This is a genomic window from Cryobacterium sp. 10C3 (assembly GCF_034314285.1).
Classification (GTDB): Bacteria; Actinomycetota; Actinomycetes; order Actinomycetales; family Microbacteriaceae; genus Cryobacterium; species Cryobacterium glucosi.
Genome location: NZ_JAVIWF010000002.1, coordinates 3,326,388 through 3,349,735, shown reverse-complemented (window position 1 = coordinate 3,349,735; position 23,348 = coordinate 3,326,388). Strand labels below are relative to the sequence as shown.

Genomic DNA, 23,348 nt, shown 5'->3' with positions numbered 1-23,348 from the left:
AAGCCCGACGCCGAGCCCCTGGAGTGCCCGTGATTCGCAGCCCTGAACACACCGAGGATGCCTCGGCCTCCGCCACTGATTCCAGGGACCGGATCACCCTGCGGTTCATGGCCGTGCCGCAGGACACCGCCGCCGACGGCATCACTGTCGCGGCAGGCAGTGTGCTCGAGTGGATCGACAAGGCCGCATACGCCTGCGCGGTCGGTTGGAGCGCGTCGGACACGGTGACGGCCTATGTCGGCAACGTGCACTTCACCCGCCCGATCCCACCTGGCAGCCTCGTGGAGGTCCGCGCACGTGTGATCCACACCGGGCGCACGAGCATGCACGTGCTCGTCGCCGTCGACACCGCGAACGTGCGCGAACGTACGTTCACCCCGGCCACACACTGCATCCTCGTCTTCGTGGCGATCGACGAAGACGGGAAGCCCATTCCGGTGCCGGAATGGGTCGCGACCTCAGCAGCCGATCGTGAACTCGAGGAGAACGCCAAGGCCCGGCTCGCCTTGCGCCGCACCATCCAGAACACTATGCGATCCCAGGAATACACCGGGGTCGGCACCACTCCGCGTACGGTCTTCCGCTTCCTGGCCGCTCCGTCCGCCGCGAACTGGGGCGGGAACGCCCACGGTGGCACGGTGATGCGCTGGATCGACGAGGCCGCATTCGCCTGTGCGGCGAGCTGGAGCTCGGAGTCGGCTGTCGCCGTCTACTCCGGCGGCATCCACTTCTACCGGCCGATCCGCATCGGCCACATCGTCGAAGTGGATGCACGGCTGATCCACACCGGGCCGAGCAGCATGCACATCAGCATCCGGGTGCGATCCGGCAGCCCGCGCACGCCGGAGGACCTCAAGCTCACCACGCAGTGCATGAGCATCTTCGTCACACTCGATTCGGATGGCCACTCGCGTGCGGTCGCCCCGTTGCCCCTCGACACCGACGAGGATCTGCGGCTTGATGCCCACGCTCGTGACCTGATCACACTGCGTGCCCAACTAGCGCCGGTACCCGTCGAGATGATGCGACAGCCCTGACCCCGCCGGCTTCTTGCTGCGGGATACCCGATGGCGGTGGGCTCAGGCGCGGCTCACCGTCGCCTGCGTTACGGACACGAACGCGGGCTTCGGCCGGCCGAGCAGGTAACCCTGGGCGAAAGCGCAGCCGGCTTCCCGAAGCGCAGCGAGCTGGTCCTCGGTCTCCACTCCTTCGGCGACTACGTCGATGTCGAGCTTCTGCGCGAGCGCAATGATCCCCTCGACCAGGGCGACGGATGCTGCATCCGGCAGGTTCGCGGTGAAGGTCCTGTCGATCTTGATCTGGTCGACGGGCAGGGTGTTGAGCCAGGCCAGGGTCGAGAACCCGGTCCCGAAATCGTCGAGCGAAATGCACACGCCGAGCCGCCGGAGTTCGGTGAGGCGTTCCACGACGCCAGGAAGATCGATGAGGGCCCTGCTCTCGACGATCTCGAGGACCAGCCGCTCAGGACGGAGCCGGTTACGGTTGAGGGCAGCGCGCACGGTCGGGATCAGCCGCGGATCGACGAGGGTGGCACTGGCGAGGTTCACGGCGACGTGCAGCGGTGCCTCCCCGATGGCGGCGAGGTCAGCGGCGTCGCCGAGGGCCGCGAGGTCGGCGAGCGCCTCGCTGAGCACCCACAGGTCCAGGTCGGCGACGAGGCCGGTCTCCTCCGCGAGCGGCAGGAAAGCGGCGGGGGCCAGCAGGCCCAGGCGGGGATGGTCCCAGCGGATCAGGGCTTCTGCCCCCACGACCCGGTCAGGGGAGGAAAGCGCGACGACGGGTTGGTAGTGCAGCCGCATCTCGGCCCGTCCGAGTGCCTCGACGAGCTCGCTGTGAAGTGAGGAGACCGGGTCGGTCCGGTTACTGTCGTCCGCGAGGGCGACCTGGTTCCGGCCGGTCCGTTTCGCGTCGTACATGGCGGTGTCCGCGGCGGCGAGCAGCCGTTCTCCGCCATCCCCCGGGCCGTTGTGCACCGCGACCCCGATGCTCGCGGTGATGCGCAGGTCGTGGCCGGAGACATGGAAGGGCCGGTTGAGGCTGTCGACGACGCGATGAGCGAGGTGGACCGCCTGTTCGTGACCGGCAAGTTCGTGGGCGAGGACCGCGAATTCATCGCCGCCGAGACGTCCGATGGTCGCCTCGGTACCCAGGCACCCGCGGAGCCGAACCGCGATCTGGCGGAGGAGTTCGTCGCCGGCGCCGTGACCGAGCACGTCATTGACCTGTTTGAAGTTGTCCAGGTCACAGAACATCACGGCGGTGCACGAGCCCTCCGCGCACGTCGACACTGCAGCATCGAGCTCACTCGCGAACAGCATCCGGTTGGCGAGGCCGGTCAGCGGGTCGTGCAGGGACTGGTGACGAACCGTGGCGAGGAGCCGGGCGTTCTGCAACGCGATGGCGCCCTGATGGCTGACGCCCTCGATCCGCGCGAGCGTGCTCGGCGAGATGCCCGAGGCAGGAGCCGAACGCCACCCGCCGGCGACGACGCCCATCAGCACATCGCCGGCGAGCAGCGGCACGATGATCGCCGTGGTCATTCCGCATTCCGCGAGGAGGCCGGCCAGTTGCGGGCTCGCGGTCGTCGCCGAGAGCGGGACCGGCCGCTGGTGGGCGAGGAGTTCGGCCAGTTCGGGCGTCTGCGCGGCGGGGATCGGCGACGCGAGCACCCGCTCCCTCTGGGGCATATCGAGCCCGGCGGTTGCGACCGCGTGCATCACGCCGGGGCCGGCGTCCCAGAGCAGCACCGCGGCGGCATCGCAGCCGGCGATCGCCGGTACCGCGAGTGCGACGGCATCGGCGACGGCCTCGCTGCCATTGCTCGTCGCGAGCTCATGGGCGAGCACCAGCATGGCCGCCGCCCTGCTCTCTTCGCGCCTGCTGTCGTCGAGGGCCGTGAACAGGTCGAGCGCCGAGGCGGCGTGGCCGGCGTATGCCTCGAGCAGGGTCCTGTCCCCCTCCATCGCGGTGTGACCGAGGGAATAGAGTGCGGCAAGGCGTCCGTAGGTGCGCCGGCTGGAGGCCACGTCCACGATCACCGCCCGGTCGCCGAGGGCGTCGCCGTGGAGGATCCGCGCGGCGACCCTGGCCGCCTTGGGGGCATCGAGTCCCTGGAAGCGAAGCACGGGCTCACCGTGGTCGGACGTCATGATGAGCAGGTACGCCGGCGCAAGCACTGCAGACGACGCACGGGCGACGATGCGGGCGAGAACGTCGTCGACATCGTCGCTTCCGACGAGGTCTGCTGCGGCGAGCTGAACCTCCTTGACCTTCTCGCGCAAGAGCACAAGGGACCTGTTGGTCGGATGGGTCCATGACCGCAACGACCACCAGCGGCGCCGGGTCGACCACGTCACTTCGTAGACGCAACACTCATATCCGTCGCACTGGCATTCCGGGTGGACCACGATGGCGGTATTGAGCCCGAACATGGACGGCAGAGCGGCGAACAGGCCCTGGGCGTACTGGCAGTCGAGACGTGACGGACGATAGCCCTCGTGCAGCCGGTAGCGAAGGCTTGCCGACGTCCCCCGCACGGAAACGGAGTCCATTGTCGAGGTGGTCGTGAACTTGGGAATGAACCGCGGCAATTGGCGGTACACCGCTGCGGGTGATGCGAAGGCGCTCAGGAGCTGCACGAGCACCGGATGCAGCCCGTCGGTGACGACCGTCGAGCCCACCGTGTACATCGTGCGCGGGTCGTCAAGCACGGTCGTCGCGGCCTCGAAGAGCCGGATCCTGGTGTCGTAGCTCACCCAGTTTGCTGTGTCCTCAAGCCAGTCGATCGACTCCGTGACCCCGGCCCTGGCGAGGACATCGGCAACGGCAGCCACTCCGCCGTGTGCGCGCACATGGCCGAGGAGAAGGAAACTGTCGTGCTCGACGTCTCCCGTGGCTCCAGTGTCATCATCGCCCCCTGGTTGCATACTATCGACTGGACCCGCACACGAGGCGGTCTGGAGCCGGCTGCTCAGCGGGCGAGGGCACAGCGGTCGGTCAGCCGGCGGTGCCGTCCGGGCTCGTCGCCGGGGTCGTCGCGGTGTCCGCAGCGGGAGCGGAGTACCGCATCAGCGACTTGTGCCGCAGGTTGTACTCGCGCTTGAGTTCATTCCAGCGCGGCAGTGAGACCTGGTTGGCCGGCGAAGCCGCGTTGGGTTCGCCTGACGATGGCGCTTCGGACACGGTGTTCTCAGTCCTCGTCGTCGTCACGCGTCGTCGCGACCGGACCGCGGCGGGCAGCGAACTCGCGCTTGAGCGCCGACCAGCGCACGGCGGACACGTAGTGGATGGTGGAGTTCTTCGTCACGTCGGCCATGGGTTCTCTCAGTCTCAAACGGTTGATGAACGGCGCGCCGCTGAGCCTGGTTCATTGTGTGAGCGATCGAGATTGACACGGTTTCGCATCCGTGGATGGAAACCCGACCCATCACGAGGGGTGGACGGGATCGCACATTCATGGTACATCCGCCGACCGGAATCCGGTCATCGAGGGAGGCCTGAACGGCGGGGCTGCATTGTTTCCTTGGATGACGGATGCCGGGACATCCGCCGGTCGCCGACCTAGGCTGGCTGACAACCGAGATCGACACCGCGACACGAAGGGACAGAGACCACAATGACCCAGCAGCACCCCACCCTCCGGAAGATCCCGCGTCCCGACTGCTCACAGGGTCACACCTGCACCGGCAGTGCACCAGGTCATGCCCTTCCGCTGATCCAGCAGCGCGTGTCCGCGGCGACGCCGAGCAAGTGGCGCGACGCGATCGTGACCGCCGTCACCCACTCGGGCTGGCTCGCGTTAACGACCCTCGACGATCACGCCACGGTGTGGGTGTGGAACCACGCAGACCTCGGCGCCTCGGCCTCCGTCGGTGAACCAGTCGCACTGCACGACGTCTATCATGTGCTCGCGATCGGAGCCGAGTGCGTGAACGTGCTCCTGGCGCCGGTCGAGCTGTCATGCTTCTCCGACCTCGTCGGCCTGTCCTAAGAGACCTCTGCTTTACGCCATCGGCATCATGGACTTCATCGCCGACATCATCCGCTCGCACGCGGCCGCGCACTGACGGCAGGCCTCCGCGCACATCTTGCACTCTTCGCTCATTTCGGCGTGCATCATGCACTCGGCGGCGCAGGCCATGCACATCTTCATGCAGGCATCCATCTGGGCCATCATGACCTGCATGTCGTAGCCGGAAGGGCGCAGCATCATTCGCATCATCGTGTGGGTCATGTCGGCGCAGTCGAGGCACATGCTCATGCACTTCGACATACCGGTCATGCCCATGGCCATCATGTCGTCCGCGCAGACCGTACAGGCCTGCTCGCACGCGCTGCAACACTCGATCATGTCCTGCATCGCCGCCATGTCGAGGCCGCTCATGCTCTTCATCGCCATCGAAGAGTCCATCATCTGCGCTGTCATGCTCATCATTTCCGTCATCCCGCTCCGGAAGCCCGGCGTCGGTCCGTGCCGGCTGATGACCGTGGCGTCCACGTTACGAAATGTTACGCCGCACACTCACGCGCCCTCAAGGGGCGAGTGCCCTAGATTGTGGGAACAGACATTCCCGTGCGAAGGAGCACCATGACCGGCTGGCGGATCCGCGATTTCCACGCTGACGACCTCGATGGGATCCTCCGGCTCTGGCAGGAGGTCACCGCGACCAAGACCGAACCGGTCTACGGCCTGTCCGAAGTGCTCGCCTCCTGCCAGAAGGACCACGCCGTCGTCGCCATGCACGGCGACGAGGTCATCGGGGCCGCGGTCGGCCGTGCTGCGCATGCCCAGGGCTGGATCGTGTTCCTCGCGACCGCGCAGTCCTGGCAAAGCCAGGGCATCGGCACGGCCATGCTCGCGGCACTCGAATCGAAGATGGCCCCGCACGGCCTGACCAAGCTCTCGGCGCTGATGCCGGAGACCGAGAGCCGGGTCGACGCCTTCCTCAACCGCGGCTTCGTCGTCAAGAAGCAGCTGAGCTACTTCGAGCGCGAGATCCCGGTGCAGCGCGAGGGGCTGAAGGCGCTCGGTGAGCTCGGCGGGCGCATCCTGCCGCGCGATCTCTGGGCGGCCGTCGGCGGCATGCGCGCCGAGAAGGAACTCCTCGAGCGCCGGCTCGTGATGCCGCTCGCCGAACCGGACCTCGCCGAACAGTACGGGGTCGTTCCGCCCAAGGCCGTCGTGCTCTTCGGCCCTCCCGGAACAGGCAAGACCACCTTCGCCAAGGCGATCGCCTCCCGTCTCGAGTGGCCGTTCGTCGAGGTCTTCCCCTCCCGGCTGGCCGGCGACCCGAAGGGACTTGCCGGCGCCCTGCGGGAGACCTTCCTCAAGATCTCCGAACTCGAGCACGCCGTGGTCTTCATCGACGAGGTCGAGGAGATCGCGGCCCAGCGCGGCGGCGAACCGCCGTCGCCGCTGCAGGGCGTCACCAACGAGCTGCTCAAGATCATCCCGGCCTTCCGTGAGCGGCCGGGGCGCCTCCTGGTCTGCGCGACCAACTTCATCCGCGCCCTCGACTCCGCACTGCTCCGGCACGGACGCTTCGACTACGTCATCCCGATCGGGCTTCCGGATGCCGCGGCGCGCGCGGCCATCTGGGCCGGCTACGTGCCGGCGCTCGTCGCCGGCACGGTCGACTTCCGCGCCCTCGTCGCCGCGAGCGAGGGCTTCTCGCCCGCCGATATCGAGTACGCGGCCCGCCGCGCTTCGCAGGAGGCACTCGAACGGGCACTCTTCACCGCGGACGAGGTCCCAGCGGATGCGCCGAGCGGTCCCCGGACCGAGGACTACCTCGCGGCGATCCGTGCCACCCGTACCACGGTCTCGCCGCAGGTCACGGCCGAGTTCCTCGAGGACATCGAGCGGCTCGCCCGGCTCTGACCGGTACCGGCAACCGGTCCGAATACCGCCCGACCTCGTCAGTCATCGTCGCGGAGGATCGCGTTCTTGCTGGTGAGCAGTACGGGTTTCTGGTCGGGGTCGAGTCCGGGTGGTGGGGTGAGCCAGTACTGGCCCGTGTCGTCGCGGGTGATGCGCCAGTGTTCGTTGTGGAGCCGTAGGTGGTCGGCCCGGCAGAGCAGGATGCCTTGGTCGGAGGTTGGTCTGGCCGGTGTCGTCTTTCCAGTGGTGGATGTGGTGGGTTTCGGTCCAGGAGGGTGGCCGGTCGCAGCCGGGCCACCGGCAGCCGCCGTCGCGGAGGGCGAGGGCCACCCTTTGGGAGGGGCTGAAGGTGCGTTGTTCGCGGCCGAGGTCGACGCCGTGGCCGTGGTCGTCGAAGGTGACGTCGAGGAGTCCGCTGTCGCACCGGTTCCGTTCCAAGGTCTCGGCCGCGACCGTCACCGCAGTCCCCTCGATGACGCCGGGTTGGAGCGCGGGTGCCGCGGTTTCGGGGTTCGCCGCAGCGTCGGCTGCGGGTGACGGGGCCTCGGTTGGCACGGCATCGGTGGGTGTGGCGCCGGTGGGGCGGATGGTGATCATGCGGACGGCGGGGCTTCGTCCTCCGGCGATGCGTTTCGGGTCGGCTTTCACGCCGAGTTTCATCAGGGCCAGGAACGCGTCCGCGGTGAGCTGTTCGGTGGTGCGCGGGTCGTCCTGCACCCGCTTCGCCCACGCGGCCTGCTCCTTGTCCACGAAGCGCACCCCGCCCCGGCGGGGACTGGTGATGGCGTCGTAGGTACTCATCAGGTACTCGCCGTCTTCCGGGGCGAACAGGCCGACCATGCGCACCTGCCCCGTGTGGAGTCGCCAGAACCGCAGGGACCGGTCGTCGTAGACGGCCTTCTCGCGGGCGGCGATGCCGGCCTCATCGAGCACGTCCCGCACCCGCCGGGCCCGCTTGAACAGCTGGTCAGCGTTCACCGTGCGCGCTTCGGCGAGGAGCCGGGCCAGGGCCGTCGCGAGTTTCTCCGCGGTGATCGCCCGGTCCAGATCGCCCAGGCCCTTCCGGAGCGAGTCCGCCTTCTCGACGCTGAGCCAGCCCTCGCGCAGGGCCCGGCCGATCGGCGCGTGCCACGGCGGCACCGCGGCAGCAGGAACCGGCGGGTCGACCGGCGGCAGGTCTGGAGCGGCCTCGTTGAGGGGCGGAGTCCCGTCGAGTAACTTCTGCGCCTCGGCGGCTTCGCGGGCGGCCTTCTGGGCGGCGTCGGCCTCGGCCAGCAGCCGGCCCACCCCGAGGAGCTTGACAGCATCGCCCTTGCTTGACCCAGACACGCTCTGCAGCAGGTCTTCCGGGGTCCGGAACCCGTGCCGGGCCGCGAGCCCGTTCCCGCCGAGTTCAGCCCGGGAACGGCGGGCGAGGGTCGCCGCCATCCACGCGGCACACGTCTCCAGCGCCCGCCGGGAATCCGCGATCAACGCTTGCCCGGCAAGAACCTGCTCGTCGCTGAGCGCGTCGTAGTCAGCTGATGACCTTCCCAAGGCCGCGACAGCATCCGGCACCAGCACGGTGACGGGCGTACTGGGAGACGCACCGCCATGCGGCCGATCGGGCGAAGCGGGCGACTCCGGGAGGTTGGTCATGCCCTCACGTTACGACCCACCACCGACATTCTCTGAGCATGGCTCAGGTCTGTGGAAACTCTCGGTGATCAGGAATCTGATGGGGAGCCGCTGCGTCAGGCCTGACGGGGAGACTCCGCCATGAACTCGGCGAGTGTCGCCTCGATCGTGGCGAACGACCAGCGGTAGGCGGCCTCCCCGTCGCGCACGGCGAGCGCGTGCGCGAGCTCGTGGTGGCGGTGCGCCGACGGCGGCGTGTACGAGGTGATCGTGAACCGTTTCTCCTCTTCGCGGGTACGGAGCAGTGCGGCAACGGTGCTCGCGAAGTGCCCCATCACGGCATTTCCGGAGCCGCGCAGGATCAGGGTGTGGAAGTCGATGTCGGCCTCGAGGAAGCCGCGACCGTCACCGTCGCGGTCGGCGATGACCATTGCGTTCGCGGCCGCCTTGACCCCCGCGAGTTGCTCGTCCGTCATGGCATGCGCACTCAGCCGTGCGGCGACGGGCTCGATTCCGAGGCGCATTTCAAGCATCTCGCGCATCTGGGTGAAGTATTCGGGACCGCGGCCACGCCAGACGATGATCTGCGGGTTCATCAGTTCCCAGGAGGTTCGGGCCAGTACCTGGGTTCCGACACGCTGCCGCGGCTCGATCATTCCCAGTGACTGCAGTACCCGCATCGCCTCACGCAGGACCGACCGGGAGACCGCGAAGGTCTCACTGAGTTCGTCGAGGTTCAGGATGTCGCCGGGTGCGTAGCGCGCATCCACGATCGACTGGCCGACGGCATTCACCACCCGTGCGTGCAGGCCGCCCACACGCAGGGAATCCGTGACGGTGCCGCTCTGCATCTGCACTTCTTTCCATTGGCGTAGCCGGGAGGCCTCGGGGGCCCCACCGAGATCGTACCCACCACGCGGGCGTCGACGCGATTCGGGGGTGGCGCGCGCGCACATCCTGTGCAACACTCAATTATCTGATTTATCAGACTATTGCTAATTTTTTGACGATGGGGTCGCAGGGACGCGGCCTCGGAATGGAATCTGAGATGAATCTCGCCCTTGCGGTTCAGACGGCCACACAGTCGGCGGTCCAGTTGGTCGTACACGCGGCCGACCCGATCAAACCGGCCAGCGGTGACGCCCAGCTGATCATCGCGGCCGTCGTCGGCATCGCCGTCATCATCACCCTCATCACCTGGTTGCGCGTGCACCCGTTCCTCGCCCTCGCGATCGGCGCCGTCGGCGTCGGCGTCGGCGCGGGACTCGCCCCGAGCGCCGCCGTGACGAGCTTCAGCACCGGCTTCGGCGGGACGATGGCGAGCGTCGGCATCCTCGTCGGCTTCGGCGCCATGTTCGGAAAGCTGCTCGCCGACTCCGGCGGAGCCGACCGGATCGTCGACTCCCTCGTGAGCCGGTCGACGACCCGCACCCTGCCCTGGGTGATGGCGCTCATCGGCGGCCTGATCGGCCTGCCGATGTTCTTCGAGGTCGGCCTCGTGCTGCTGATCCCCGTGATCATCCTCGTCGCCCGCCGCAGCGGACTCTCCCTGATCCGTATCGCGATCCCGGCCCTCGCCGGCCTCTCGGTCATGCACGGCCTCGTGCCACCGCACCCCGGGCCCCTCGTCGCCGTGACGACCCTGGGCGCCAACCTCGGCCTGACCCTCGCGATCGGCGTGCTCATCGCCATCCCGACCGTCATCATCGCCGGCCCGGTCTTCAGCAAGTTCGCGGCCCGCTGGGTCGACGTGCCCGTACCCGCGCTGTTCCTCACCACAGCCGACACCGGTGAAGTGACCCACACCAAGCGCCCGAGCTTCTTCGTGACCCTGTGCGGCATCCTGTTGCCCGTCGTGCTGATGCTCGCCCGCTCGATCGCCGATGCCCTCGCGCCCGGGTCGACCGCGCCGCTGAACGCCGCGCTCGACTTCCTCGGCACCCCGATGATCGCCCTCGGCCTCGCCGTGATCTACGCGATGATCTTCTTCGCCCGTGGCGGCGGCATGACCCGTGCAGCAGTCTCCACATCGCTCTCGAACTCCCTGCCCCCGATCGCCGGCATCCTGCTCATCGTCGGCGCGGGCGGCGGCTTCAAGCAGGTCCTGATCGACACCGGGATCGGAACCGTCATCGCGAACGCCGTCGCAGGCAGCAGCGTCTCGATTCTTCTCCTGGCCTGGTTCGTCGCCGCGCTCATCCGCGTCGCTACAGGTTCTGCCACGGTTGCAACCGTGACCGCAGCCGGCATCCTCGCCCCGGTCGCGGCGACCCTCGGCGCAACGGATGTCTCGCTGATGGTTCTCGCCATCGGCGCCGGTTCACTGTTCCTCTCGCACGTCAACGACGCCGGATTCTGGCTCGTGAAGGAATACCTCGGCACCACCGTCGGGCAGACCCTGAAGACCTGGACGATCATGGAGTGCCTCATCTCCGTGACGGGCCTCGCCGGCGTGCTCCTCCTGAACATCGTGATCTAGCATGAGCGACACCGAACAGCTCTTCGAGAACCAGCAGCCCGTTCTTGTCATCATGGGCGTCTCCGGCTCCGGAAAGTCCACGGTCGCCGGGCTCCTCGCCGGCCAGCTCGGCTGGGACCTGGAGGAGGGCGACGACCTGCACCCGCAGGAGAACATCGACAAGATGTCGGCGGGGCATCCGCTCGACGACGACGACCGGGCGCCCTGGCTCGAGACGATCTCCTCCTGGATCATCGAGCACACCATGGCCGGCGTGCCCGGGATCATCACGTGCTCCGCGCTCAAGCGCAAGTACCGCGACGTGCTTCGCGAGCACAACGTGATCTTCGTGCACCTGACCCTGCCGACGGAGCTGATCCTGCGACGCCTCGCCACCCGGCAGGACCACTACATGCCGGTGTCGCTTCTCGACTCCCAGGTCGCGACCCTCGAGGCGCCCGGCGACGACGAACGCGCCATCACGATCGATGCGGGGCGTGCACCCGCCGCGGAAGCCGCGGAGATCGTGCGACGCCTCGGCCTGACCCCGCGTCCCGGATCGTCGAGCCTCGGAGCTCCCGCCCCCGGACAGTCGTCCGTGCACCCGGTCGCCGCGGTGGCCCAGAAGGCCAGGCCCTAACGGGCTTGCGCCGACCGCGCTACGTCTCCACGCAAACGACCCCCGCTCAGCCGGGGGTCGTTTGTGCGTGCGGGCCACGTTTGTCAGGTTATTCACCCCGGATTCCGGTACGGTATGCGTGTGTCGCTTCGGACGGAGCGATTCATCGCATCCGCTTCGACCGGATGCCGGCAGTGGGAGACGAGATGAGGCTGGCAGGCTTCTCCGCCTCGTTGCACCCTCACGGTGCTCCCCGCACCGCTGGTCTCCGTACCGCGATCCTCGCGGCCCTCGCCCTCATCGCGGTCCTCGCCTGCGTGCTCTTCGCCCACGCCGGCGCCGACGGCCAGGACGTGAACGTGCCCGCAGCGGTCAGCCCGATGGCGATGTCCACCTCCGCGACCACCTCCGGGTCGGCATCCAGCGCCTTCTCCGGCACCGTCGTCTCCGGGACCGTCCTCTCCGGCACACTCGCGCAGGCCGTCGCGCTCTCCGCTTCCGTCGCCGTGACCGCAACGGCGGCGGCGACCGGGATGGCCCGCACGATCGCGGCATCCGTCGGCCAGCGCGTGCTGTGCTTCGAGGGCAACTCCCTCGGCGGCGGCGCCATGGCCGCGATGTCCTGTTCTGTACTCCTCATCCTCGGCAGCCTCCTGCTGATCGCGGGCGGCCCGTCGGCCCTCGGACTCCTGTTCGCGGCCGGCGGTTTCGTGGTCGGCACCTTCCGCACCATCGCGCTGCACCTGCACCGCCCGAGCCTCACGCTGCTTTCCGTCAGCCGCATTTAGGTCGAATCCCGCTCCCGCGCTTCTCCGGCCCTCCCGCCGAACGGATGCGTTCCCCTGCCGTTTTCACCGGCACCCGCGGATTTCGACCCTGTGACCTGAATGGACTACTGAACATGTGCACATCTTCCTGCCCGACGATCCTGGACCGGACGGGGACGGCGTCGTGAAACGCGCCGGACTCTTCGGCAGGGGCGCGGCCCCTGCCGCTCCGACCGCTCCGACCGGTTCCGCTGCGGCGGGCCGCCTCGCCGACTTCGGCTACCTCGGGTCCCGAGAGGTCTACCTCGACGCCGCCTGCCAGAGCCTGCGCCCGCAGCCGGTGATCGACGCCGTGAACGAGTACTACACGAGCTACAACGCCTGCGGCGGCCGGGTCAAGTACGCGTGGGGCAAGCGGGTCGACGAGGAGGTCGCGGCAACGCGGACCGCCGTACTCGCCAGGCTCGGCCTCTCGGCGCGCAGCCATGCGGTCTCGTTCACCCTCAACACGACCTACGGCATCAACCTGCTGCTGCCGCAGCTCCCCCAGGGCCGTTTCGGCCGGGTCGTGACGAGCCACGCTGAACACAACTCGGTCTTCCTGCCGACGATGACCGTCGCGAAACGCCTCGGCCTGCCGAGGCTCGTGCTCGACAGGGCCCCAGACGGCGCCCTCGTCTACGACCCCGCGCAGCTCGAACGCGCCGTCGTCGTCGTGAACGCCGCCTCGAACATCGACGGCGGCACCCTGACGAACCTCGCGGACCTCGTCCGCGACACCCACGCCCGCGGCGGCATCGTCATCCTCGACGCCGCCCAGGCCATGGCCCACGAGCACACGCTGCTCCGAGGGACCGATGCCGACGCCATCTGCTTCTCGGCGCACAAGATGTACGGGGCGAGCCTCGGCGTCGTCGTGACCCGGATCGAGCTGCTGCGCTCCCTCGAGATCAGTTTCGTCGGCGGCGGCATGGTGACGGATGTCCGCGCAGACTCCTTCGACCTCGTCACGGACGACCCCGGCGCACTCCTCGAACCCGGCTTGCAGGCCTGGGGCGAGATCATCGCGCTCGGCCGCGCGCTCGACTGGCTCGGACACGTCCGCCCAGGCGGCCTGGCACCGCACGAACACATCGCGAGCCTCTCCGGCCGCCTGTTCGACGGCCTCAGCGCGATCCCCGGCCTCGTCGTGCTCAATCACGCCGCGAGCCCGGTCATCAGCGTCTACGCCCCGAAGCAGGATTCGCACCGACTCGCGGTGTTCCTCTCCCAGCAGCAGATCATGGTGCGCAGCGGCTACTTCTGCGCCCACCACGAGCTCAAGGAACGGCTCGGGCTTCCCCCGCTCCTGCGCTTCTCCCTCGGACTCCACTCCACTTCGGCGGACATCGACCGCGCACACGACGCCCTCGCCCGCCTCCTGAAAGGCCTTTCCTAAGTGTTCTGCATCGCAGCATTCATCGTTCTCCTGTTCATGGCGGCCATCTCGGCCCGTTATCGCAAGTACCTCGCGAAGGCGTGGAACTGTACGTTCCGCCGAATCACCTTCCGCCCGTGTGACACCACCTTCAAGCAGGACATGAAGGACCACATGCTCGCCCCGATCGCCGCGCGCAGGCCGGGCCTGGTCAAGCCCGCGAGCATCGGCCTCGAGGTCGTCGCCGTCCTGATCATCCTGACGACCATCTGGAGCGGGTACGAGGTCGTCAAGAGTGGCGTCAACCTCTACGTCTACGGAACCTGCAACAAGCAGGACTCAGCGTCGTGCAGCCTCGGCGCCGAGGCATGCTCCATTCCGGACCAGACCCCGGGCTTCGGCGATTCCCTCGCCGCGTGGGACGTGGTCGGCGCCTTCGGCAACGAATTCGCGAGCCTCGGCGAGACATTCTCCGCCATCCCGAGCCGGATGCAGAACTGGGACGCCACGGCCTACCTGCCCGCGGACGCGACCTACCTGAACCCCTACGACGCGAGCAAGAAGACCGCGCTCGAGGTCATCGACCCCGGCTGCACATACTGCCTGCAGCTCTTCAACAACATCGAGAAGGCCGGATTCGGCGAGAAGCAGAACCTCAGCTACATCGCATACCCGATCCAGTCGGCGACCGGCTACAAGTTCAAGAACTCCCTCCTCGTCACCGAGCAGCTCGAGGCCCTGCGCCTGAACCCGCTCGAGGGCGCCACGACCCCGGTCGACTGGGAGATCCTGAAGCGCATCTACACCGAGAAGAACGACGCCGGGGTCTCCTGGCAGGTCTCGATCAACAGCATGGAGTCCGCGGACGCGAGTGCGCTTCTCCAGGGCTGGGAGCTCGAGTTCGGGCTCAGCCAGGCACAGGCCGACCACGTCGACCAGGTCGCGGCATCCGACCAGGTCACGCAGGTCATCGCGGCCAACAAGAAGACGGTCGAGGAGAGCATCCACACCGTGAAGATCCCGACGATCATCTTCGACGGCCGTCGCCACGACGGCCTCGTCTCCGTCGGCGACCTGGGCTGACCTGGCCCGATCGTTCCGCTCAGTTACGGAAAAAGCACCCTCCGCGCGGGAGGGTGCTTTTTCCGTTTTTCAGCCAGCGGATGCCGGTGCTAGGGCTTCCAGACCATCAGCACGACGACCGCCACGAGCAGCAGGCTTGCGACACCGGAGCCTGCGGCGATCCGCGGGTAGCCGGCGGCCTTGGCGCCTGCGGCATCCGTCGCGAGCGACTCTGCTGCGGCCTTGAGCGCCGGCACGACGAGGAACAGGTTGATCGCGAGCGCGATCACGTAGAGCACGAGGGACAGCCACACCCAGGTCGATCCGAAGGTCCAGGCGTCGTCGGCCTCCTTGAGGCCGAGCGCCCCGAAACCGAAGAACGCGACCACGATCGAAAGCAACGTGAAGATATTGACCGACTTCGCGAGGGTCGCGACGGGACCCGCCTGCCCTGCCCGGATGGAGCGCATGGCGGTCATCGGGAGGATGGCCATCGGTCCGACGATGAAGACGGCGGCGACGATGTGCAGGACGTTGATCAGAATATGCATGCCTACAGGCTAGAGCCGTTCGGGTCAGGACGAGTGCACAACGCCGGGGTGGTCGGCGGGGAGGCCGTGGCGCTTGCCGGCGTGCAGCATCCGCAGGTTCTTCGTCTGCCAATCGCGCACGGCCTGGTGCTGCGGCTCGAGCGCGCGCAGCTCGGCGCAGGCCGTGACCTGGCGGCCGCAGGAGCAGAGCCGCGGCGTCGCCTCGTCGGCGTGGTGCAGCGTTCCGAGGCGCCAGAGTACGGCCATCGCCCAGTCGATCTGGTGCTGGGCGAGCTCGGCCCTCCGATCGGCGCGCTTGACGAGGTCGGTCTCGAGGATGCCGCGGAGTTCCGTGCCCGGCGCATGCTCGAAATCACGCGCCGCGATCCGGCGGAGGTCGTCGACCTGGCCGGTCAGCCGGGCGATGGCGGCGTCCTTCTCGGTGTCACTCGCCTGCGCCTTCTCGGCGAACCGCCGGTGCTTGTCCTGCTGCTCGGCGAACTGGCCGAGCCAGAGCTCGATGTGCTCGGCGTCGCGCCGCTCTGCCTTCTCGGCGCCGAGGTGGTGCAGGCACAGCGCGCAGACCACCTGGTCGCTCGCCGAACCGAAGGTGAAGGGCTGCAGCGACCGGCAGCAGAAGCACTGGGCGAGCACGGGAACGTACAGGGGATACGAGTGGGTCACGAGAGGATGTCCTTGGTCACGAATCGGCCGTAGGCGAGTGCCCCGAACACGAGGATATAGCCGCCCTGAAGCAGCGCATTGGCCCCGAACGACGTCCAGTCGATCGGCTGCCGCAACAGGTCGGCGAAGTCGAGCCAGTAGTGGCTGAACAGCCACGGATGCAGCCAGTCCAGTTGCGGGAGCGCGTCGAGCACCTGGGCGGTCACCGAGAGCACGATCGTCGCGGCCATGGCCCCGACGGGCACCTCGGTCAGGGTAGAGATGAACAGCCCGATCGCCGAAAGGCCGAGCAGGGACACCGTGACGTATGCCGCGATGAGGAGCGAACGAAGCACGGACTCGCCGACCCCGATGGTGTCACCGGAGAGCAGGGTGACCGGGCCGACCGGGAACAGGGCCGCGCCGATCAGGGCGCCGGAGACCGCGACGGTCAGTGTCGCGGCGACGCAGAAGGCCGCGGCGCCCGCGTACTTGACCAGCAGCAGGCGTACCCGCCCGGCCGGGGCCACGAGCAGGTAGCGCAGGGTGCCGAGGTTCGCCTCGCCCGCCACGGTGTCGCCGGCGACGACCCCGACGGTCAGCGGCAGGAAGAGCGGGATCGACACGATCAGGGCGGTGATCGCGACGAAGAGACCGTTCTGGGTGATCCGGTCGAGGAAGGCCGGGCCGCGTCCCGGCGTGACAGGGCTGCTGGTCAGCCGCACGGCGATGGCGATGAGCACCGGGATCGCGGCGAGCGCAGCGAGCATCGCCCAGGTGCGGCGGCGGCGGAAGAGCACGGTGAGTTCGGAGCCGAGGAGCGCGGCACCGGATGCCCCGCGCGGCCTGGCGACGGCGGTCGCGATCGCCGCGTGCCCTGTCGGCTCCGGCACCGATGCGGCCGGCCCTCTCGAGTCTGGCCCGGTCACGGCCGGCCCGGTCACTGCCGGTTCCCTGGGATCACTGGGCGACATCGAAGCCCTCCCCGGTGAGTGCGACAAAACGTTCTTCGAGGCTTGCGGCCGCGACGGTGAAGCCGCGCACGCGCACTCCGGCGGCGACGAGGGCAGCGACGATGTCTTCCGGCGCCGGTGCGGCAGCGGTCAGGGCGGCGCTCAGGTGACCGGGAGCTCCCGCAGCCGATACGAGCGTCACGGGAGTGAGCCCCAGCCGTTCGAGCACCTGCCTGGCCGCCACGGGGTCCGGCGTGTCGAGGCGCGCGTGGGCCTCGCCGGCGCCGCGGAGCTCGTCGAGGGTGCCCTGGGCCACGAGGGTGCCCGCGCGCATCACGGCGACGTGGCTGCACATCTGCTCGACCTCGGCGAGCAGATGGCTCGACACGAAAACGGTCGTGCCCTCCGCGGCGAGCGAGCGCACGAGGCTGCGCACCTCGCGGGTGCCCTGGGGGTCGAGCCCGTTGGTGGGTTCGTCGAGCACGAGCAGCTCGCGCGGCATCAGGAGCGCGTTGGCGATGCCGAGCCGCTGCTTCATGCCGAGCGAGTACGCGTGCACCTTCTTGCCTGCCGCATGGGTCAGGCCGACGCGCTCGAGGGCGTGCTGCACCCGTGCGGCGCGGGTGGCCGCTGACGCGCCCGGATCCGCGGTATCGAGCCGACGCAGGTTGGCGGTGCCGGAGAGGAACGGATAGAACGCGGGCCCCTCGACGAGGGCGCCGACGCGCGGGAGCACCGAGCGCAGCGACCCGGGCATCGACCGGCCGAGCAGGCTGATCTCCCCGCTCGTCGCGCTCGCGAGGCCGAGGAGCATGCGGATGGTCGTCGTCTTGCCAGAGCCGTTGGGTCCGAGGAAGCCGAAGACGGAGCCCGTGGGCACGGCGAGGTCGATGCCGGCGACGGCGGCCTGGCGGCCGAACTGTTTGGTGAGACCGTGGGTTTCGATGGCCAGTTCGACGGATGCGATGGCGGGGCTCACCCTCCCACGGCGGCGGCCTGGAGACGCTCACTCGGAACGGCGCCGGCGAAGACCCGCCCGTCATCGGTGAGCAGCACGCTCACGAGGGCGGTCGAGATCACGCGCCCGCCGGTCACGGCGGTCGTCAGCTGGGCGAGGAGCGGCGAGGAGGACAGTTCGACGGGAACGGATCCGGCCGGGAGCTCGACGACGGCGTCCCAGCCGGTCCCGGAGATCGTTACGCCGGCGAGGAACTTCTCCGCCTCGGCCTTCATGGTCGCGTGGTCCGCGGCATCCTTCTTGTCGAGGCTCGTGGTGTCCGGGAGGGCCTGCTCGGTCACGCTCGCGCCGGCGGGCGGCGAGAACGTGAAGAGGGAGGCATCCGGTGCCCCCAGTGAGAGCTCGGTGAAAGCGAGCCGGAACGCCGGCTTCTCCTGCCCGCGGGCGGTGACCTCGACGGCGAGCGGCAGCCCGGTCTCGGAGTCGACCGAGATCGACACCGTTCCGACGAGGGTTCCGGTGGTCTTCGGGGTGAGCACGAGGTCGTAGACGCTCCGACCCGCGACGCTGCCGTCCGTGCCGACCGATACCGTCGTGCTCGGGTCGACCGCGGCGAGGAACTTCGCGGCGACCTCCTCCGGCGTGGCCATGCCGCCGTGGGTGGTCGCGTCCGTGTCCGCGGCGTCCTTCGCCGGCAGGGTCACGTGCGCTGCAGAGTTGTCCTTCGAGTTGTAGAGCCAGACGTCACTGCCGTTGCGCACGAGGTCGCGTTCGGCGAGGTTGTCGAGCACCTGCAGGCGGATGTTATCCGGCCCGTTGAGGTAGACCCGCCCGGTGTGCGAGCCGGTCAGGAGTTCGAGCGCGGAGGCGGCGCCGGCGTTCCCGCTCGCGGTCGGCCCGGTCGTCGGCAACTCGGGCAGCCCGAGCTCCGAGGTCTGTTCGATGGTTCCGGAGAGCGCGTCGACGGTGCTGGTGCCGACGAGCGCGAGCACCTGCGCAGGCGTCTTGTCTGGCAGGTCTACGGCCGCCCCCGCGGTGAGGGGGACGGCGAGCGCGCCGACGGCGATGACGGCGGGGATGACGATGGCCGGAAGCCACTTCGTGAAGTTTCGGGGAGTCATGAGAACGACCCCTGAGTGTCGCGATTCATAGTCAGATCCTACGTCCGTCCGGCACGGCTCGCACGGCCGCGGGCAGGCAATCCGGGCGCGCTGGGCGAACTCCCAGCACGCCGCATCCGCTCACGGCGTGGGGGCGAGCGCGCGCAGGTCCTTCCGCAGGATCTTGCCGGACGTGGACTTGGGAATGACGTCGATGAACGCCACCTGCCGCACCTTCTTGTGCGGCGCCACCCGCTCGGCGACGAAGGTCATCACCTCCTCCGGCGTGAGCACGTGGCCGGGAAGCACGACGACGAAGGCCTTCGGCACCTCCTGGCCGTCGGCATCCACTGCTCCGACGACCGCGGCGTCCGCGATCGCGGGGTGGCTGAGCAGCAGGGCCTCGAGTTCGGCGGGCGCGACCTGGTAGCCCTTGTACTTGATCAGCTCCTTGAGGCGGTCGATGATCGTCACGTATCCCTCAGCGCTCACGGTCGCGATGTCGCCGGTGTGCAGGAAGCCGTCATCTTCGAGGATCTCCCGGGTCGCCTGCTCGTTGCGGAGGTAGCCGACCATCACGTTCGGGCCGCGCACGAGCAGTTCGCCCGGTTCGCTCACCCCGACATCGGGAATGACGATGGCGAGCCCGGTCTCCGGGTCGACGAGCTTGCACTCGATGTTCGGGAGGGCGAGGCCGACGACGCCGTGCGGGATGTCATCGCGGCCCCGGGGCATCGCGTGCGAGATCGGGCTCAGCTCACTCATGCCGTAGCCCTGGCGCACCTGGCAGCCGAGGCGGTCGGCGACGGCGTGGGCGAGCGAGGCGTCGAGCGGCGCGGCGCCGGAGAACAGGGTCCGCAGGCTCGACAGGTCGTAGTCGTCCACGAGCGGATGCTTCGCAAGGGCCACGGCGATCGGCGGCGCGATGAACACGTAGGTGGCCCGGTAGTCCTGGATCAGCCGGAGGAATTCCGGGAGCTCGAAGCGGGCCATCGTGATGACCGTCGCGCCGGCCGCGAGGGCGATGTTGAGCAGCACCGTCATCCCGTAGATGTGGAAGAACGGCAGCACGGCGAGAACGCGGTCGTCCGGGGTGCCCTCGAGCACCGGAATCGCCTGGGCGACGTTGGCCACGAGGTTGCGGTGGGTGAGGATGACACCCTTCGGCCTGCCGGTGGTTCCGGAGGAATAGGGCAGCACGGCGACGTGGGTTGCCGGGTCGAACACCACGACCGGCGCGGGGTGACCCTCCAGGATGAGGTCGGCGAGGGACAGTCGCGAGCCGTCGTGATCGAGCAGGGCCACGGCATCCGCCGCCAGGCCGGCGAGCGTGGCCGCCTCGCTCGCCTGGGGCAGGAACGGCGTGACGGTGAAGAGCAGCCTTGCCTGCGAGTCGCGCAGCTGGGAGGCGATCTCGGCGGCGCCGTAGAGGGAGTTGATGGTCGTCGCGGTCGCGCCGGCACGGAGGATGCCGTGGAACATGATCGCGAAGGCTGTCGAGTTCGGGGCGTGCAGGGCGACGACGTCTCCGAGGCCGATTCCCCGGGCAAAGAGGGCGCCGGCAACGGCGTCGATGCCGGCAACGAGCTCGCGGTAGCTCGTCGACAGGCCGGTGGCCGCGTCGATCATGGCGGTGCGGTCCCTGTCCTCCTCGGTGATCGAGCCGAACAGGTAGTCGTAGACGCTGAGGTCGGGGATCTCGACGTCGGGGTGCGTGCTGGCGATGATCATCGGTATCTCCTTCGATACGGTGTGCGAGCGGGGCAGGGTGCCGGGGAGGTATATATCGGGACTGGCATGGAGCGACTCAGGCATATCGAAGCGAGGCATATACCCGGTCGAGAGTCACGCGCGGAAGGCCGAAAGGAAGATCGCGGGCGTCTTCCACCAGGACGGCCGGCTGACGAATTCGGTCAGGAGCCGGGTGGTCTTCGGCGCGCTCCGCGCACTGACGAACCACGGCGGCTTCGGGAAGAGCGCGAATTCGCCGTGCCAGACCGACCGGGGGAAGGGCCGGAACGGACCGCGGACGATGGTGCGTTCGGTGTCGGCGAGCAGGAGCGCGTTGTGCACGACGCCGATGCCGCTCTGCACGTCGGTGAGCGAGTGGCCGGGGAAGGCCCCCACGGCGCTGCCGCGGTGAGGAACCCCACGCCTGTCCAGGCGTTGACGGCAATCGTGCCGTAGCGCAGGCGCTCGAGCGCAGCGGTGAACCCCGTGCCGAGCCGGCGGATCGTGGCCGGGGTGCCGAGGATGTTCGCGCCGAGGGTGCCGAGGAAGTCCTCGTTTGCCGCGGCGACCGCGGCGTCGAGGAAGGCCTGTCCGGTCCCGTCGAGTTCGATGATGCCGAGCACGGGAGCGAAGGCCTCGACGCCGGTGAGCGCGGCGGGGTCTGCTGTGCCCGCCTCGATCAGCAGACGACCGCCGTCCGGGCCGAGCCGGGTGGCCTCGGGGTAGGCGGCGAGCGCGGCGTGTACCCGGGCGTCGCTGCCCGGGTACCAGGGCGGCCGTGCGGGCGCTGCGGCCAGGGCCGCCCGCAGCGCCGCGAGGAAGTCCGCCTTCTGCGGCCATTCGCGGCTGAGCACGACCACCTGACCGGCGATGCAGTTGTAGCCGCCGTTGTGCAGGCGCTGGGTGGCCACGTGCTCGGCCTGGAAGATCACGTCCCGTCGACTCCATTTCCCGGGGAGGACGATGATCGGCGCGACCCCGCCGAGCTCGCTCGTGATGGGCTTCTGCAGCAGCGGGGTGCCGGCGGCGCGCCGGGCGCGGCCCTCTGCGCCCGGGCCGAAGACGACGACATCGTGGGTCGCCGCACTTCCGGTGATGTGCACGTGGCTTACGCCCTCGTGGTGGGCGAGGTACCCTCCGACCGCCGCGCCGCCCGAGACGATCGAGAGCAGTCCCGCCTCGATGAGGGGGGCGAAGGCATCCGTGTAGACCGGAGAGAGGGCGTCGAGCACGGGATTGAGTTTGAGCACCGAGACCCGGTTGTGCGCGATCAGCTCGTAGAGCACGTCGAGCGGCGGGATCGACGTGATGTTGCCGGCTCCCAGCACGAGACCGACTCCCCCGGTGCGGGACGGATGCCGCTGGCCGAGCCCGGCACGCGAGCGCGCCTCCTCCTCGGTCACGCCCGGCCTGAGCCAGGCCTCAGCGGAGAACCCGTGCAGCAGGAGCGCCTCGAAGGGAGTGCCCGGGAGCACGGGGACGGTGATCCGGCCACCGGGGGCGCGCCCGAAGCGGGTGGCCCGGAGTGGGCTCTCACCGCGATCGAGGGCGCTGATCGAGTCCTGCAGGGTCGCGAGGTTTGTCAGCACGACGTAGGGACCGGACAGCCACTCCTCGCCGACGAGCGGGGAGTCCTGGTCGAGCCCCTTGGCGAGGGCCGCGACCCGAACCCAGCGCTCGGCCTGGGCCGCGACCGTGGCGGCGACGGCAGCGAGCAATGCGGAGCGCGCGGCTAGGGGCATGTCCGCCCAGCGGGCAACGCCCGCGGCGAGGCCGGAGACGAGCGTGTCGAGGGCCGCGCGGTCTGCCGCGGAGAGCTCGTCGGCGGGACGTTCGTTGACGGCGGTCGGTTCGGTCGAGGTCATCAATCTCCCTTGATTGCTGCCGGTGGCTCCTGCGGCCCGCGCGCCAGGCCGGACGGCCAGACGGCCCGCGCCTGCGGCCTGCGCGTGCTGAACCAGCAGAGTACCTCACGACCCTCGGCGGGGACCCACCCCAGTGCGCGGGTGTCGCTCGGCGGACGGCACGGCGAGCGTCGCTCCGTGTGCCGGGAGTCGCTGTCCCGCCGGGCGACGGCGGCGCCGGCGGCGACAGTCGACGGCGTGGGGGCCGGCGGGTACGGAGGCCGGCGGGCACGGGAGGAAACCGCGGGTTCGGACCACCGAGCTTTCGGGACGATCAGTGATCCGGACCACGGAGGGCATCGAACTCTGGTGAGGCCTCGGGCGGCCGTTGACCGGTTCGTTTCTGGTGCTGACCAGCGTCTGCGTCGAAGGCGGCAGTTCGTTGATCTGTTGAAAACGTATGACGTACGACGAGGGATCGCAACCGGTGCCCGATGCGGCAAGTCGTCGGCATCCGTCTCGGGAGGTGACTACGCCCGCCGCGGAACCAAGCCAGCGAAATAGCGCTCAATCAGGTATTTGTCATGGCTGAACATCCGTGCAACTCGGCGGTCTCCTGCACCGGAAGTGGCCGGATCGGGTGAGGCTGCGCTGATCCGGGGCAAATCCGAGGGAAAAACGAGGGAAATCCGTGGGAAGTCCGTGGGGTGCGTGGCCCGTACCAGGCG

The 23,348-nt window shown here is 68.9% G+C and carries 21 protein-coding genes; 8 read left to right on the top strand and 13 right to left on the bottom strand.

The window, feature by feature from the left end; all coding sequences use genetic code 11:
* The first annotated feature begins 29 nt into the window (after positions 1–29).
* Positions 30–1,037: an acyl-CoA thioesterase gene (locus RGU41_RS16850; protein WP_322136897.1), complete on the top strand. Its 1,008-nt coding sequence runs from the start codon at positions 30–32 to the stop codon at positions 1,035–1,037.
* Between the two features lie 42 nt (positions 1,038–1,079).
* Here RGU41_RS16850 and RGU41_RS16845 read toward each other — a convergent pair whose 3' ends face one another.
* The 3 genes from RGU41_RS16845 to RGU41_RS16835 all read right to left on the bottom strand — a co-directional run bounded on the left by RGU41_RS16845 (position 1,080) and on the right by RGU41_RS16835 (position 4,336).
* Positions 1,080–3,872, bottom strand: coding sequence for a putative bifunctional diguanylate cyclase/phosphodiesterase (locus tag RGU41_RS16845; protein WP_322136896.1), 2,793 nt, complete (start codon positions 3,870–3,872; stop codon positions 1,080–1,082).
* A gap of 145 nt (positions 3,873–4,017) precedes the next feature.
* Positions 4,018–4,203, bottom strand: coding sequence for a hypothetical protein (locus RGU41_RS16840; RefSeq protein WP_134449240.1), 186 nt, complete (start codon positions 4,201–4,203; stop codon positions 4,018–4,020).
* 7 nt (positions 4,204–4,210) lie between these two features.
* A complete protein-coding gene (locus tag RGU41_RS16835) occupies positions 4,211–4,336 on the bottom strand; it encodes a hypothetical protein (protein ID WP_255454126.1) in 126 nt (41 codons plus the stop codon).
* Positions 4,337–4,636: 300 nt separating this feature from the next.
* On the opposite strand from RGU41_RS16835, the gene RGU41_RS16830 reads away from it, so the two are divergent.
* On the top strand, positions 4,637–5,011 hold the full coding sequence (locus RGU41_RS16830; RefSeq protein ID WP_322136895.1) for a hypothetical protein: 375 nt from the start codon (positions 4,637–4,639) through the stop codon (positions 5,009–5,011).
* A 12-nt stretch (positions 5,012–5,023) separates the two neighbouring features.
* Here the strand turns inward: RGU41_RS16830 and RGU41_RS16825 are convergent, their stop codons facing one another.
* Complete coding sequence (locus RGU41_RS16825; RefSeq protein ID WP_322136894.1) at positions 5,024–5,518, bottom strand: hypothetical protein; 495 nt, start codon at positions 5,516–5,518, stop codon at positions 5,024–5,026.
* A gap of 90 nt (positions 5,519–5,608) precedes the next feature.
* On the opposite strand from RGU41_RS16825, the gene RGU41_RS16820 reads away from it, so the two are divergent.
* Positions 5,609–6,901 (top strand): ATP-binding protein, encoded by a 1,293-nt coding sequence (locus tag RGU41_RS16820; RefSeq protein ID WP_322136893.1) that lies wholly within the window; start codon positions 5,609–5,611, stop codon positions 6,899–6,901.
* 42 nt (positions 6,902–6,943) lie between these two features.
* Here RGU41_RS16820 and RGU41_RS16815 read toward each other — a convergent pair whose 3' ends face one another.
* Together RGU41_RS16815 and RGU41_RS16810 are read right to left on the bottom strand one after the other, a co-directional pair.
* Positions 6,944–8,539, bottom strand: a complete 1,596-nt coding sequence (locus RGU41_RS16815; RefSeq protein ID WP_322136892.1) for an HNH endonuclease signature motif containing protein — start codon at positions 8,537–8,539, stop codon at positions 6,944–6,946.
* 95 nt (positions 8,540–8,634) lie between these two features.
* Positions 8,635–9,369: a FadR/GntR family transcriptional regulator gene (locus tag RGU41_RS16810; RefSeq protein ID WP_134449244.1), complete on the bottom strand. Its 735-nt coding sequence runs from the start codon at positions 9,367–9,369 to the stop codon at positions 8,635–8,637.
* Positions 9,370–9,566: 197 nt separating this feature from the next.
* Between RGU41_RS16810 and RGU41_RS16805 the strand changes: the two genes are divergently transcribed.
* The 5 genes from RGU41_RS16805 (at position 9,567) to RGU41_RS16785 (ending at position 14,862) form a co-directional block, all read left to right on the top strand.
* Entirely contained in the window at positions 9,567–10,997 is a 1,431-nt protein-coding gene (locus RGU41_RS16805) for a GntP family permease (protein ID WP_134449245.1), read from the top strand.
* Between the two features lies 1 nt (position 10,998).
* Positions 10,999–11,616 carry a gluconokinase gene (locus tag RGU41_RS16800; protein ID WP_134449246.1) on the top strand — a complete coding sequence of 206 codons (618 nt, stop codon included), beginning with the start codon at positions 10,999–11,001 and terminating at the stop codon, positions 11,614–11,616.
* A gap of 185 nt (positions 11,617–11,801) precedes the next feature.
* Complete coding sequence (locus RGU41_RS16795) at positions 11,802–12,383, top strand: hypothetical protein (protein ID WP_134449247.1); 582 nt, start codon at positions 11,802–11,804, stop codon at positions 12,381–12,383.
* A gap of 115 nt (positions 12,384–12,498) precedes the next feature.
* Complete coding sequence (locus RGU41_RS16790) at positions 12,499–13,800, top strand: aminotransferase class V-fold PLP-dependent enzyme (protein ID WP_322136891.1); 1,302 nt, start codon at positions 12,499–12,501, stop codon at positions 13,798–13,800.
* Positions 13,801–14,862 carry a hypothetical protein gene (locus RGU41_RS16785; RefSeq protein WP_134449249.1) on the top strand — a complete coding sequence of 354 codons (1,062 nt, stop codon included), beginning with the start codon at positions 13,801–13,803 and terminating at the stop codon, positions 14,860–14,862. It abuts the gene before it with no gap.
* Between the two features lie 89 nt (positions 14,863–14,951).
* On the opposite strand, the gene RGU41_RS16780 is transcribed toward RGU41_RS16785, so the two are convergent.
* The 7 genes from RGU41_RS16780 to RGU41_RS16750 all read right to left on the bottom strand — a co-directional run bounded on the left by RGU41_RS16780 (position 14,952) and on the right by RGU41_RS16750 (position 22,641).
* A complete protein-coding gene (locus RGU41_RS16780) occupies positions 14,952–15,392 on the bottom strand; it encodes a DUF2269 family protein (protein WP_134449250.1) in 441 nt (146 codons plus the stop codon).
* A 24-nt stretch (positions 15,393–15,416) separates the two neighbouring features.
* Positions 15,417–16,055, bottom strand: coding sequence for a hypothetical protein (locus RGU41_RS16775; protein ID WP_134449251.1), 639 nt, complete (start codon positions 16,053–16,055; stop codon positions 15,417–15,419).
* Positions 16,052–16,900 carry an ABC transporter permease gene (locus RGU41_RS16770; protein ID WP_277612984.1) on the bottom strand — a complete coding sequence of 283 codons (849 nt, stop codon included), beginning with the start codon at positions 16,898–16,900 and terminating at the stop codon, positions 16,052–16,054. The genes RGU41_RS16775 and RGU41_RS16770 overlap by 4 nt, the downstream gene beginning before the upstream one ends.
* Positions 16,901–16,994: 94 nt before the next feature.
* Complete coding sequence (locus tag RGU41_RS16765; RefSeq protein ID WP_241987445.1) at positions 16,995–17,966, bottom strand: ABC transporter ATP-binding protein; 972 nt, start codon at positions 17,964–17,966, stop codon at positions 16,995–16,997.
* Positions 17,963–19,066, bottom strand: a complete 1,104-nt coding sequence (locus RGU41_RS16760) for a LolA family protein (RefSeq protein ID WP_322136890.1) — start codon at positions 19,064–19,066, stop codon at positions 17,963–17,965. The genes RGU41_RS16765 and RGU41_RS16760 overlap by 4 nt, the downstream gene beginning before the upstream one ends.
* Positions 19,067–19,186: 120 nt before the next feature.
* Positions 19,187–20,773, bottom strand: coding sequence for an AMP-binding protein (locus tag RGU41_RS16755; protein ID WP_416172981.1), 1,587 nt, complete (start codon positions 20,771–20,773; stop codon positions 19,187–19,189).
* 185 nt (positions 20,774–20,958) lie between these two features.
* A complete protein-coding gene (locus RGU41_RS16750) occupies positions 20,959–22,641 on the bottom strand; it encodes an aldehyde dehydrogenase family protein (RefSeq protein WP_322136888.1) in 1,683 nt (560 codons plus the stop codon).
* Positions 22,642–23,348 lie beyond the last annotated feature (707 nt).

Coding starts and splice junctions, on each gene's coding strand:
- RGU41_RS16835 (WP_255454126.1), bottom strand. CDS start 4,336: ATGGCCGACGTGACGAAGAACTCCACCATCCACTACGTGTCCGCCGTG.
- RGU41_RS16830 (WP_322136895.1), top strand. CDS start 4,637: ATGACCCAGCAGCACCCCACCCTCCGGAAGATCCCGCGTCCCGACTGC.
- RGU41_RS16820 (WP_322136893.1), top strand. CDS start 5,609: ATGACCGGCTGGCGGATCCGCGATTTCCACGCTGACGACCTCGATGGG.
- RGU41_RS16815 (WP_322136892.1), bottom strand. CDS start 8,539: ATGACCAACCTCCCGGAGTCGCCCGCTTCGCCCGATCGGCCGCATGGC.
- RGU41_RS16810 (WP_134449244.1), bottom strand. CDS start 9,369: ATGCAGAGCGGCACCGTCACGGATTCCCTGCGTGTGGGCGGCCTGCAC.
- RGU41_RS16805 (WP_134449245.1), top strand. CDS start 9,567: ATGAATCTCGCCCTTGCGGTTCAGACGGCCACACAGTCGGCGGTCCAG.
- RGU41_RS16800 (WP_134449246.1), top strand. CDS start 10,999: ATGAGCGACACCGAACAGCTCTTCGAGAACCAGCAGCCCGTTCTTGTC.
- RGU41_RS16795 (WP_134449247.1), top strand. CDS start 11,802: ATGAGGCTGGCAGGCTTCTCCGCCTCGTTGCACCCTCACGGTGCTCCC.
- RGU41_RS16780 (WP_134449250.1), bottom strand. CDS start 15,392: ATGCATATTCTGATCAACGTCCTGCACATCGTCGCCGCCGTCTTCATC.
- RGU41_RS16760 (WP_322136890.1), bottom strand. CDS start 19,066: ATGACTCCCCGAAACTTCACGAAGTGGCTTCCGGCCATCGTCATCCCC.
- RGU41_RS16750 (WP_322136888.1), bottom strand. CDS start 22,641: ATGACCTCGACCGAACCGACCGCCGTCAACGAACGTCCCGCCGACGAG.